This window comes from Aquabacterium sp. UBA2148 (assembly GCF_002328915.1).
GTDB lineage: Bacteria > Pseudomonadota > Gammaproteobacteria > Burkholderiales > Burkholderiaceae_C > Aquabacterium > Aquabacterium parvum.
On record NZ_DCXA01000162.1, the window covers coordinates 3,565 to 14,434 of the forward strand.

Genomic DNA, 10,870 nt, shown 5'->3' on the forward strand with positions numbered 1-10,870 from the left:
ACAGTCCGCGCCGGACGCTTTGTTTGAGCCGCCGATCGCGCATCGGGCGGCGCTTCACACCCCTACAGGAGACCCCATGAACAAGATCGCCCTGGCCGCTGCCCTGCTGGCCCTCGCCACCTCTGCCTCCGCCCAACTGGCCAACAAGGCCTACATCGGCGGTGCTTTCGGCATGTCCAACGTTGCCGTCGATTGCGGTGGCGTCGCTTCGTGCGACAACGACGACACCGGCTACAAGTTCTACGCTGGCTACAAGGTGCACCCGCAAATCGCCATCGAAGGCGGCTACATCGACTTCGGCAAGTCCAACATCAACGTGGGCTCGTTCGGCGTGGGCTCCATCGCTGTCGACGGCTTCCTGATCAACGCAGCTGGCCGCCTGCCCTTCACCCGCGAGCTGACCGGTGTCGGCCGCCTGGGCCTGGCCATGGTGGACACCAAGTCCACGGGCTTCCCGTATGGCAACCGCACCGATGGCAGCACCAATGCCTACTTCGGCCTGGGCCTGGAATACAGCTTCAACAAGAACCTGCGCGGCACCGCTGCCGCTGACTTCACCACCGGTGAGGTCGCTGGCGAAGAAGGCGCTGTGCGCCTGCTGAGCATCGGCCTGCAATACGACTTCTGAGCCGTCAACGCCTGAAAAGGTGGCCGCCACCCGAACGGGTGTGGCGGCCAACGCTCATTCGTTTGGCCGATCGGAGCGCCCCTGCTGTTTCAGACACGTAACGTTGTTAGATTCGCCACCGCGGCGAATGGCGCCGTGTTTTTGATCCAGGGAGTTCCCATGAAAAAGATTGCTGTGGCGGGTCTGCTGACCGCCATGATGGCCACTGCTTCGGCGCAGGTTTATGTGGGTGGTGTCGTGGGCAAGTCCCATGTCAACCTCAGCTGTGAAGACTACAACCTGGGCTGCGACAAGTCCGACACCGGCACGAAGTTCTACGTGGGCTACAAGCTCAACCCCACCGTGGCGCTGGAAGCGGCCTACGTTGACTTCGGCAAGGGCACCCGCGGCTTCACCGACAGCTACTTCGACGGGTTCCTGTTGCGCGATGGCGAAGTGAAGGAAAGCTTCGAAGCAAGTGGCGCTTTGCTGGCTGCGGCCTTCCGTGTTGCCGCCCACCCTCAGCTGTCGCTGGTGGGCCGCCTGGGTCTGGCGGTCCTGAAAACCCGCTTCACCCAATCGATGCCTGTTGCGGCCTACCGCTATTCGGAGTCCGACGACTCCGTCAAGCCGTACTTCGGTGTGGGCGTCGAGTTCGCGGTGAACAAGAACCTGCGCCTCACCGCTGATGCGGACTTCACCAACGCCGAAGTCAACGGCGACAGTGGCGCGGTCCGCCTGTTGGGCGTCGGCGTGCAATACGCCTTCTGAGCACCCGTTGGCACCTGAGCGGCAAGCCTGCTCAGGTCTTCGAGACGGCCCTCTTTGCAGGGCCGTTTTTCATGGCTTCATCGCTGCTCCAGGGCATCAAAGCCTGGCGGCCAGGCGTGCCGCCTGATCGATCGCCTTCTTGGCATCGAGCTCACCCGCTTCGAAGGCCCCGCCAATGACGTGCACCGGCTTGCCCCGAGCCACCAACTCATCGGCCAGCTCGCGCAGCGGCACCTGGCCCGCGCACAGCACCACGTTGTCGCAGGCGATCCAGGTTGGGCTCTCGCGCTTCTCCCCGAAGCTGACCAGCAGGCCTTCGTCGCCGATGCGCTCGTAGTTCACCCCGCCAATCATCTCGACGTCTTTCATCTTGAGGGCGGCGCGGTGGATCCAGCCCGTGGTCTTGCCCAGGCCGTTGCCCAGCTTGCCCTTCTTGCGCTGCAGCAGCACGACCTCGCGCGCAGCGGGTGTGGGCTTGGGGCCCTCGGGGCGCAGCCCGCCCGGTGCGCTCGACGGATCGGTCACGCCCCACTCCTGCATCCACGCGACCAGGTCTTGCGAGGGCGACTTGTGTTCGGTGTCGTGCACCAGGTACTCGGCCACGTCGAAGCCAATGCCGCCTGCGCCGATCACGGCCACTTTGCGGCCCACCGGCTTCTTGTGGCGCAGCACGTCGATGTAGCTCAGCACCTTGGGGTGGTCCTGGCCGGGGATCTTCGGGTCGCGCGGGGTCACGCCCGTGGCGACGATGACGTCGTCGAAGCCATCCAAGGCGGCCGCATCCACGCGCGTGTTCAGGCGCAGTTGCACGCCGGTGAGCTCGATGCGCTTGCGGAAGTGCCGCAGCATCTCGTCGAACTCTTCCTTGCCCGGCACCTGGCGCGCCATGTTGAGTTGACCACCCACCTCATCGGCCGCATCGAACAGCTGGACGTGGTGGCCGCGCTCGGCCAGGTGCGTGGCGGCGGTGATGCCGGCCGGGCCCGCGCCCACCACGGCGATGCGCTTTTTCTGCACAGTGGGCAGGAAGTTCAGCGTCGTCTCGTTGCAGGCGCGCGGGTTGACCAGGCAGCTCGAGAGCTGGTTCTTGAAAACGTGGTCAAGGCAAGCCTGGTTGCAGGCGATGCAGGTGTTGATCTCGTCGGCGCGGTTGGCCGCGGCCTTGGCCACGAAGTGAGAGTCGGCCAGCAGGGGCCGGGCCATGGACACCATGTCGGCGTAGCCACCGGCCAGCACCATCTCGGCCGTGGCCGGTGTGTTGATGCGGTTGGACGTCACCAGCGGGATGTCGATGCCCGCGTCGGCGAAGTCCTGCTTGAGCTTGGCCGTGACCCAGGCAAAAGCCGCGCGCGGCACGCTGGTGGCGATCGTCGGCACGCGGGCCTCGTGCCAGCCGATGCCGGTGTTGATGATGGTCGCGCCCGCCTGGGCGATGGCCACGCCCAGTTGGCGCACCTCGGCCCAGGTGCTGCCGCCAGGCACCAGGTCGATCATCGACAGGCGGTAGATGAGGATGAAGTCGGGGCCCACGGCCTCGCGCGTGCGCCGCACGATCTCGATGGGCAGGCGCATGCGCTGGCTGTAATCGCCGCCCCAAGCATCCTTGCGCTGGTTGGTGTGCTGGGCCAGGAACTCGTTGATGAAGTAGCCCTCCGAGCCCATGATCTCGACGCCGTCGTAGCCGGCTTCGCGAGCCCGCACGGCGCTGTCGACGAAGGCCTGGATCTGGCGCTCGACGCCCGCGGCCGACAGCTCGAATGGCGTGAACGGCGAGATGGGCGACTTGATGCGCGAAGGCGCCACGGCGAACGGGTGGTAGGCGTAGCGGCCCGCGTGCAGGATCTGCATGGCGATCTTGCCGCCGGCCTCGTGCACGGCGCGCGTGACCACTTGGTGGCGCTTTGCCGACGAGGCGCTGCTCATGCGCCCGGCCAGCGGCTTGACCCAACCCGCGATGTTGGGCGAAAAGCCCCCGGTGACGATCAGGCCCACGCCGCCTTCGGCCCGTTCGCGGAAGTAGGCGGCGAGCTTGCTCAGGTCACGGCCGTCTTCGAGACCCGTGTGCATCGAGCCCATCAGCACGCGGTTCTTCAGCGTGGTGAAGCCGAGGTCGAGGGGGGCGAGGAGGTGGGGGTAGGGCGCAGGCGTGCTCATGCTCACCAGTGTCGCATCACGCCCAGGCCCCAGGTGGTGACGGGGCGGGTGCGTTCCCGGTGTTGTTGCTGAATCTGACCGTTCAGGCTCCAGTCTGCATGCGGGTGCACGCGCGTCTGCAGTGACCAGCCCCATTCCTTGGGCAGGTCGCCGAGGTAGGCGCGGCCGTGTCCTTCCAGTTGCACACCGAGGTGCGGCGTGGCCTGCCACAGCAGCCCAGCGGCCAGGCCCGAGCCCAGCGCCCAGGGCTGGTCGGCGCGGCGGCGGTCCCATTGCAGGTGGTTGTCGAGGAAGGCGTAGGGCATCAGGTCGCCGATGCCATCGCCGCCCAACTGCCATGCCCAGCCCGGGCCACCGCGCACCTCGGCGCCCATGCGGCGGCGCTCATCGGCCTGGCCGAACGGGTCGCGCCGCAGGTGCATGCCCACGCGCCACGAACGGGCGCGCAGCAGCGGTTCGTGCGGGCTCAGCGAGCTGATGTCCACCGGGGTGAAGCGCTCAAGCTGCACATGGCCATGCGCGGATCGACTCAGCACGGTCTGGAAGAACTGGATGGCGGCGCCGCGCTGGTAGCCAGCGGGCGGGTCGAGCAGGTCGTGGTACGCGGGGCGGGCGGTGAAGGTGTAGAAATCGCTGCCCGCGCGCCGCCCCGCCATCACGTCGATGCGGGCGGTGGCGTGGCCGGTGGTCGGATCGTCTTTCGGGGTGGGCACCGTCACGGCTTCACCCGCGGGCAGCGCAGCGCGGGCGCGCAGCAGGGGCATGCGGCGGGCCTGGGCCTGCGGTTCGCTCCAGCCTTCGCGCACGGCGTCGTAGGCCACCAGGCGCTCGGCGGTTTCCAGCGCCAGGGCCTGCTGCTCGGGCGTCAGGTTCGCGGCCTGAACGGCTTCGAGGGGCTGCGTGCCGTCGGCGATGTCGCGTGCCAGGCGCGCGTTCTCGGGCCCCAGGCGGTGCGCGCGCTCGCGCAGCTCGGTGCTGTTGGCGGGGCGGTAGCGCACGGCCTTGAGCATGCCGGGCGTGCGCATCACCGCGCGGATGGTGTCCACCGGGATGGCCCACCAGGTGAAGTCATCGACCAGGTTCCAGCCGGGCCGGGCGGCATCGAGCAGCGCCAGCAGGTGGTACGAGCAGTTCTCGTCGAAGAAGTAGTAGTCAAAGCGAGTGGGCCCCAGCTCCCAGGTGTGGGTCAGCAGGCGCTCGATCTCGTCCGGAGTCAGGTTGAGCTCGTACTCCCAGATGTCGCGGTTTTCGAGGTCGTTGTATTCGCGGATGCGCAGGTAGTAGGGCGCGTTGGTGAACGCCCCGGGGTACAGGCCCACCAGGCCTTTGAACGCGAAGGCCAGGCCTTCGTTCTGGTCACCGTTGGCCGCGTAGTTGATGGCGTAGGACAGCATGGGCGAGCCGGCGCCATCGCCCTGGGGCCCATCGAGCCGCAAGAAGGTGTGGCCATACATCGAGGCCGGGCTGTTGAGGTAGGCCGACGGGAAGATCATGCTCACGCGGTCGGCACGCAGGCCGGCGCGCCACGTGTCGAAACGCTCGCACGGGATCTGGGGCCAGACATGGGCCGAGGCGCCCAGCTCCTGGCGCAACCAGCGTTCGCGCGCGATGAAGCGGCAGGCGGCGGCCTGGTCCAGTGCGTGGCGAGGCTCGGCGTCGAAGAAGGCTGCAATGGTGGCGTCCAGCTCGGCCTGAGGATCGGTGCGGCCTTGCTGCGCGAGGAAGAAGCCGGGGTCGTCGGCCAGGCTGCGCAACTGGCGCGTCAGCGGGTGGCGGCGGTAGTGCAGCAGCGCGTGCCACATGGGCGTGGTGGCGAGCTGGCGCTCGCGCGCGAGGCGTTGCAGTTGGCCGATGGTGTGGGTCGATGGCACGACCACGCGATCGCCAGCCGGGTTCGGGCTCAGCGGCGGATCCAAATCCAGGGAATGGGTCAGCGTCGAATGACAAACCAGCGCGGCGGCCAGCATCAGCCTGGCCATGCGCGGGAGCAGGGCTTGCAGCACGGAAAGGGTGCTCCTGAAAAAGACACACCCTGCTCCGGCTGGAGTCAGGGTGTGGGTCGGATCGGATGGGTCAGCCGGCCCAGGCAAAGGGCCGGGCCTTCATCAGATGACGGCGGCGTAGGCGTTCAGCTCGGGCGAAGCGGCCAGCACCGACTTCAGGTTGGCGGCGATCTGCTGTTCGTTGGCGAACACGGTGGCGAAGTTGGCCTTGATGGTGGCGGCGAACAGGGCGCGGTCGGCGTCCTTGATGCCCATCACGGCGGCCAGGGTGTCGAGGCTTTCGCCTTGGCCAGCGGCGGCGTCACGGGCCAGGGCCACGCGGTTGCCGTCGATGTACATGGCGGTCTTCCAGGAGGACGACACGACGCCGTCCTGCGTGCAACCCGAGGTGCCGAAGGTGATGCCGAAGGTCTGGTTGCCCGAGGTGCCGTTGGTGGTGGCGGCCAGCACTTGCGGGAAGATGCCGCGTTGGCCTTCGAACACCTTGGAACCCCAGCCGCAAGAGCCGACGTTGTTTTGGGCCATGGCGGAAGCTGCAGCGAGGGTGGCGAGGGCTGCGATGACGATCTTCTTCATGAAAGGAACTCCTGGTCTGTGTTGATGATGGGATGGACGGGCCGCCGTGGGTGGTGACCGTCTTGGACCATTCTAGGGGTGGCAGACTCGGTTTTCGATTGAGGTGTGTTCGGATGAAAACACGCCGCTGGGCCTCTCCCCTTTCAGGGTGATGCGGGCGTGTGTTACCTCTTGTTCACAGGGCACAAAAAAAGCGCCCAGGGCGGGCGCTTCATGCATGCCCGACGGGCGTGCTCAGTTTGTGTTGTCCTTGCCGTAGAGGGGTGAGCGGGGGCCGTACAGGAGGCCATTGGGCGTGCCGGAAGACAGAAGTCGTGCGCTGGTGACACCCGCAACGGGGTGCGACGCATCGGTCACGTTGTTCATGATCTGCTTGACGATGGCCGCAACCAGCAAGCCGGCCAAGCCGCCTCCGCTGTTGTTGTTGTTTTCGTCGCTGGACGCGCTGGCTCGTCCGCTCCACAACAGCGTGCCGGTGGACAGATCGACCAGCCGTGCCTCGGCGCTCACGACTGCCGCGCTGCTCAGAATGGTGTACGTGCTGCCGTACCTTGTGATCTTCATGTACAGCGCGGCGTCGGCACCGAAAATCTCCTTGAGCTTGGTGACGGGCACTTCATGCATGTCCGTGGCAACCGTCAGTCCGTTCTGATGGAAGGTCTCGTTGACCAGCGTCACCGGCATGACGTAGTAGCCACCCTCAGCCAGCGGGTAGGTGGCCTGTGCCAGCATGCTGAACGTGGCGTTGACCTCCGTGCTCTCGTTGACGGGGGGCAATACCAGGATGGACGCTGGCTTGGCCGCACGGAAGGCGGTGTAGTCGGTTTTGACCGGCGCAGCGCAACCTGCGAGGAGCGCTGCGGTGGCAAGCAAGGTGCATAAAGACGTGCGTTGGATGGCGTGCGTGCGCATGGTCAGCTCCGGTTCTTTTTCATGTTGCCGATCAGGAAGTCGATGTATTTCGTCGACTCAGGAAACAAGGCCTTTTCCTGGTTCCACGCCGCGAGGGCTTGATCGGTGCGGCCGGTGTTCAAGTACAACAGTCCGAGGTGCGCGTGATAGCCCGGGGGGACTTGTGCGCCCTTGGCTGCGGCTTGCTGGATGCCTTTTTCCAGCTCGATGATCTGCTCTTCGGCCGACGACTTGCCGTCGTTCTTGAGGTGGGCATAGACCTGTGGCTGGTAGCTGTTCCAGCTGTAGATCTGCTTGGGGCCGGCGCAACCGGCCAGGGTGGTCAGCAGGCAAAGCGCTGCCAGCCCCCGGGTGATGGGGCGATGCATCATGGTTTGATTTCTCCCTGAGGCTTAACGCGAAACAGGTTTGAACGCGCCTGCGTCAATGCCTTCGCCAAGGCGATCGACGGCCTCGCGAATGGCCAGGTCCAGAACCTTGCCGTTGAGCGTCGAGTCGTAGCTGGCTGTGCCGCCAAAGCCGATGATTTCGCGGTTTGACAGCTGGTATTCACCGGCGCCCTGGACCGAATACACCACCTCGGAGGTGCGGATGTTGACCACATTGAGGGTGACCTTCGCGTAGGCCACCTGGGTCTTGCCTTTGCCCAGGATGCCGAACAACTGGTGGTCACCCACTTCCTTGCGACCGAACTCCGTCACATCGCCGGTGACGACGAAGTCGGCGCCCTTGAGTTGCTGGGCGGCGCCCTGGATGCTGGCTTCTTGCTTGATCTCGGCCATGTTGTCGCGGTCGAGCACGTTGAATCGGTTGGTCTGCTGCAGGTGGCCGATCAGGATGGTCTTGGCCTGGCTGCCGAGGCGGTCGACGCCATCGGAGAACACGCCACGCAGGTAGCTCGAGCGGTTGTCGAACTTGCCGACGGCGATGGGCGCACGGGCGCCCACGTAGGCGCGCGTGGCGGCCTGGGTTTTCTGCACGGCCAGCGCTTGTGAGGATTCGGTGGCGCAGCCCGTGATGAACATGGGGGCGGCGATGGCAACGCTGAGCGCAGCCAAACGGAACGAGGACTTCATGGTTGTCTCCCTGGGTTGAACAGCCCCTGTCTGAGAAGGGGAATGCGTCAATGACTGTAACTGAACGTTGGAGCCATGGCGGTGGGGCGGTCGTGTTGTGCTCCATGAAAAACGGCGCCCCGCAGGGCGCCGTTCTCATCGAGCATCAGCCGTTCGGCTGAGCTTGATCAGGCCTGAGCCTTCTTCTTCAAACGCCAGGCATGCAGCAGCGGCTCGGTGTACCCACTCGGCTGTTCCTTGCCCTTGAAGACCAGGTCCAGCGCGGCCTGGAACGCAGCGCCTTGCGGGTTGCCCACCAGGCTTTCGTAAGCGGCATCTCCAGCGTTCTGGCCGTCCACCACCGCAGCCATGCGGCTGAAGCTGTCGCGCACCTGCGCTTCGGTGATCACGCCATGGTGCAGCCAGTTGGCCACGTGCTGGCTGGAGATGCGCAGCGTGGCGCGGTCTTCCATCAGGCCGACGTTGTGGATGTCGGGCACCTTGGAGCAGCCGACGCCCTGGTCGATCCAGCGCACCACGTAACCCAGGATGCCCTGGATGTTGTTGTCCAGCTCTTGCTGCCTCTCGGCGTCAGACCAGTTGGCCTGTGCCACCACGGGGATGGTCAGCAGCTTGTCGAGCAGCGATTGCGGGTCTTCGCCGGTCTTCTCGATGTCTTGCTGGATGGCGGCGACGCTCACTTGGTGATAGTGGGTGGCGTGCAGCGTGGCGGCGGTGGGCGAAGGCGTCCAGGCGGTGTTGGCACCGGCCTTGGGGTGGGCGATCTTCTGCTCGAGCATGCCGGCCATCAGGTCGGGCATGGCCCACATGCCCTTGCCGATCTGGGCGCGGCCGCGCAGGCCCATCTGCAGGCCGATCAGCACGTTGCGGCGCTCGTAAGCGGCAATCCAGGCGCTGTTCTTGATGTCGCCCTTGCGCATCATCGGGCCGGCCAGCATGGCGGTGTGCATCTCGTCGCCGGTGCGGTCCAGGAAGCCGGTGTTGATGAAGGCCACGCGGCTGGATGCCGCAGCGATACAGGCCTTCAGGTTCACCGACGTGCGGCGCTCTTCGTCCATGATGCCCAGCTTGACGGTGCTGTCGGCCAGGCCCAGCAGCTTCTCGACGCGAGAGAACAGCTCGGCGGCAAACGCCACTTCGGCAGGGCCGTGCATCTTGGGCTTGACGATGTAGACCGAGCCGGTGCGCGAGTTGCGGATGGCCTGGCCATTGAGCTGACCGCGGCCTTGCAGGTCGTGCAGGGCGATGGTCGTGGTGATGACCGCGTCCATGATGCCTTCGGGGATCTCTTGTGCCGAGGCGCCCCACAGGATGGCCGGGTTGGTCATCAGGTGACCCACGTTGCGCACGAACATGAGCGAGCGGCCGTGCAGCTTGACTTCGCCGCCCTGGGCCCCCGTGTACACGCGGTCGCCATTGAGCTTGCGGGTGAAGCTCTTGCCGCCCTTGGCGACTTCTTCGGTCAGCGTGCCCAGCTGGATGCCCAGCCAGTTGCTGTAGCCCAGCACCTTGTCTTCGGCGTCCACGGCCGCGACGGAGTCTTCCAAGTCCAGGATGGTGGACACGGCCGATTCCAGCACCAGGTCCGAGACACCGGCCGGGTCGGTCTGGCCGATCGGGGTGGAGCGGTTGATCTGGATGTCGACGTGCATGCCGTTGTTGACCAGCAGCACGCTCGAAGGCGCTGCGGCGTCACCCTGGAAGCCGACCAGTTGCTCGGGGTTCTGCAAACCGGTGGTCTTGCCGCCGTTGAGGGCGACGACCAGCTTGCCGCCGGCGATGCTGTAGCCGGTGGCTTCCTTGTGCGAAGCGCCTTCCAGCGGGGCGGCCTTGTCCAGGAAGTTGCGGGCCCAGGCGATCACCTTGGCGCCGCGCACCGGGTTGTAGCCCTTGCCCTTGTCGGCGCCGCCTTCTTCGGAGATGGCGTCGGTGCCGTACAGGGCGTCGTACAGGCTGCCCCAGCGCGCGTTGGCGGCGTTGAGCGCGTAGCGGGCGTTCAGGATGGGCACGACCAGCTGCGGGCCGGCTTGCAGGGCCAGCTCGGCGTCCACGTTGGCGGTGGTGGCCTTGACGTCACCGGGCACGGGCACCAGGTAGCCGATCTTCTCCAGGTGGGCCTTGTAGGCGGCCATGGCGGCCCCTTCGGTGATGGGGCCGGGGTTAGCCGCGTGCCAGGCGTCCATGTCGGCCTGGATGCGGTCGCGCTCGGCCAGCAGGGCGGCGTTCTTGGGGGCCAGCTCGTTGACGATGGCGTCAAAGCCAGCCCAGAACTTGGCGCTGTCGATGCCGGTGCCTGGCAGGACCTTGTCTTCGACGAAGCGGAAGAGCTCGGTGGCCACTTGCAGGCCGTGAACTTGGGTGCGTGCGGTCATGGAGAACCTCTTGAAAGAGTCAGTGAAATCGGGTGGAGGCGAGGTGGCAGGCCATCGTGCGGCCGCCGCAGGGTGATGCGGCAGGCGGACCTCGCCTCTTTTGGAACGGAGCAGTTTATTCCATACCGATCCGTTCATTACCAGTCCAAAAATTCATTGATTCATGACTTTTAAGTAAAAATCGAAGGCATTCCTTCGGATCTTCCCGGGCGCCGCCCCCATTGTGTTTTGACGCCCGCCTGATCAACATGGCCCCCTCGGGCGCAAGGCGTCAAAACCAGGACGTCCGCAGGACAACAGAGCATGGACCGACTCAAGCAGCTGGAATCCTTCGTCGCGGTCGCCACCAAGGGCAGCCTCACCGCCGCGGCGGGGGCCGAGGGCGTGGCGCCTGCCACT

Annotated in this window: 9 protein-coding genes and 1 pseudogene; 3 read left to right on the top strand and 7 right to left on the bottom strand. The window is 65.8% G+C overall.

Annotated features, from left to right (window positions below; all coding sequences use genetic code 11):
* The first annotated feature begins 76 nt into the window (after positions 1-76).
* Both B2W70_RS08930 and B2W70_RS08935 read left to right on the top strand, forming a co-directional pair.
* On the top strand, positions 77-628 hold the full coding sequence (locus B2W70_RS08930) for an outer membrane beta-barrel protein (RefSeq protein ID WP_286744958.1): 552 nt from the start codon (positions 77-79) through the stop codon (positions 626-628).
* A 159-nt stretch (positions 629-787) separates the two neighbouring features.
* On the top strand, positions 788-1,378 hold the full coding sequence (locus B2W70_RS08935) for an outer membrane beta-barrel protein (RefSeq protein WP_286744960.1): 591 nt from the start codon (positions 788-790) through the stop codon (positions 1,376-1,378).
* Between the two features lie 96 nt (positions 1,379-1,474).
* Here the strand turns inward: B2W70_RS08935 and B2W70_RS08940 are convergent, their stop codons facing one another.
* From B2W70_RS08940 to B2W70_RS08970, 7 genes are all read right to left on the bottom strand, one after another.
* Positions 1,475-3,532: an NADPH-dependent 2,4-dienoyl-CoA reductase gene (locus B2W70_RS08940; protein WP_286744962.1), complete on the bottom strand. Its 2,058-nt coding sequence runs from the start codon at positions 3,530-3,532 to the stop codon at positions 1,475-1,477.
* A gap of 2 nt (positions 3,533-3,534) precedes the next feature.
* The gene (locus tag B2W70_RS08945) at positions 3,535-5,535 is read right to left on the bottom strand and encodes a DUF4105 domain-containing protein (RefSeq protein WP_286744964.1); all 2,001 of its coding nucleotides are present in this window, start codon (positions 5,533-5,535) and stop codon (positions 3,535-3,537) included.
* 102 nt (positions 5,536-5,637) lie between these two features.
* Positions 5,638-6,111, bottom strand: coding sequence for a DUF3015 family protein (locus tag B2W70_RS08950; protein WP_286744965.1), 474 nt, complete (start codon positions 6,109-6,111; stop codon positions 5,638-5,640).
* 234 nt (positions 6,112-6,345) lie between these two features.
* Complete coding sequence (locus B2W70_RS08955; RefSeq protein ID WP_058087380.1) at positions 6,346-7,023, bottom strand: DUF799 domain-containing protein; 678 nt, start codon at positions 7,021-7,023, stop codon at positions 6,346-6,348.
* 2 nt (positions 7,024-7,025) lie between these two features.
* A complete protein-coding gene (locus tag B2W70_RS08960; protein ID WP_235513798.1) occupies positions 7,026-7,394 on the bottom strand; it encodes a DUF4810 domain-containing protein in 369 nt (122 codons plus the stop codon).
* A 21-nt stretch (positions 7,395-7,415) separates the two neighbouring features.
* Complete coding sequence (locus B2W70_RS08965) at positions 7,416-8,099, bottom strand: CsgG/HfaB family protein (RefSeq protein WP_058087379.1); 684 nt, start codon at positions 8,097-8,099, stop codon at positions 7,416-7,418.
* A gap of 167 nt (positions 8,100-8,266) precedes the next feature.
* The gene (locus tag B2W70_RS08970) at positions 8,267-10,471 is read right to left on the bottom strand and encodes a malate synthase G (protein ID WP_286744968.1); all 2,205 of its coding nucleotides are present in this window, start codon (positions 10,469-10,471) and stop codon (positions 8,267-8,269) included.
* Between the two features lie 303 nt (positions 10,472-10,774).
* Between B2W70_RS08970 and B2W70_RS08975 the strand changes: the two are divergent.
* A pseudogene (locus B2W70_RS08975) lies at positions 10,775-10,870 on the top strand (LysR family transcriptional regulator); the annotation flags it as partial.

What these genes read in the sequence shown, in the direction of transcription:
- B2W70_RS08930 (WP_286744958.1), top strand. Translation starts at nt 77, where the DNA reads ATGAACAAGATCGCCCTGGCCGCTGCCCTGCTGGCCCTCGCCACCTCT.
- B2W70_RS08935 (WP_286744960.1), top strand. Translation starts at nt 788, where the DNA reads ATGAAAAAGATTGCTGTGGCGGGTCTGCTGACCGCCATGATGGCCACT.
- B2W70_RS08940 (WP_286744962.1), bottom strand. Translation starts at nt 3,532, where the DNA reads ATGAGCACGCCTGCGCCCTACCCCCACCTCCTCGCCCCCCTCGACCTC.
- B2W70_RS08950 (WP_286744965.1), bottom strand. Translation starts at nt 6,111, where the DNA reads ATGAAGAAGATCGTCATCGCAGCCCTCGCCACCCTCGCTGCAGCTTCC.
- B2W70_RS08955 (WP_058087380.1), bottom strand. Translation starts at nt 7,023, where the DNA reads ATGCGCACGCACGCCATCCAACGCACGTCTTTATGCACCTTGCTTGCC.
- B2W70_RS08960 (WP_235513798.1), bottom strand. Translation starts at nt 7,394, where the DNA reads ATGATGCATCGCCCCATCACCCGGGGGCTGGCAGCGCTTTGCCTGCTG.
- B2W70_RS08965 (WP_058087379.1), bottom strand. Translation starts at nt 8,099, where the DNA reads ATGAAGTCCTCGTTCCGTTTGGCTGCGCTCAGCGTTGCCATCGCCGCC.
- B2W70_RS08970 (WP_286744968.1), bottom strand. Translation starts at nt 10,471, where the DNA reads ATGACCGCACGCACCCAAGTTCACGGCCTGCAAGTGGCCACCGAGCTC.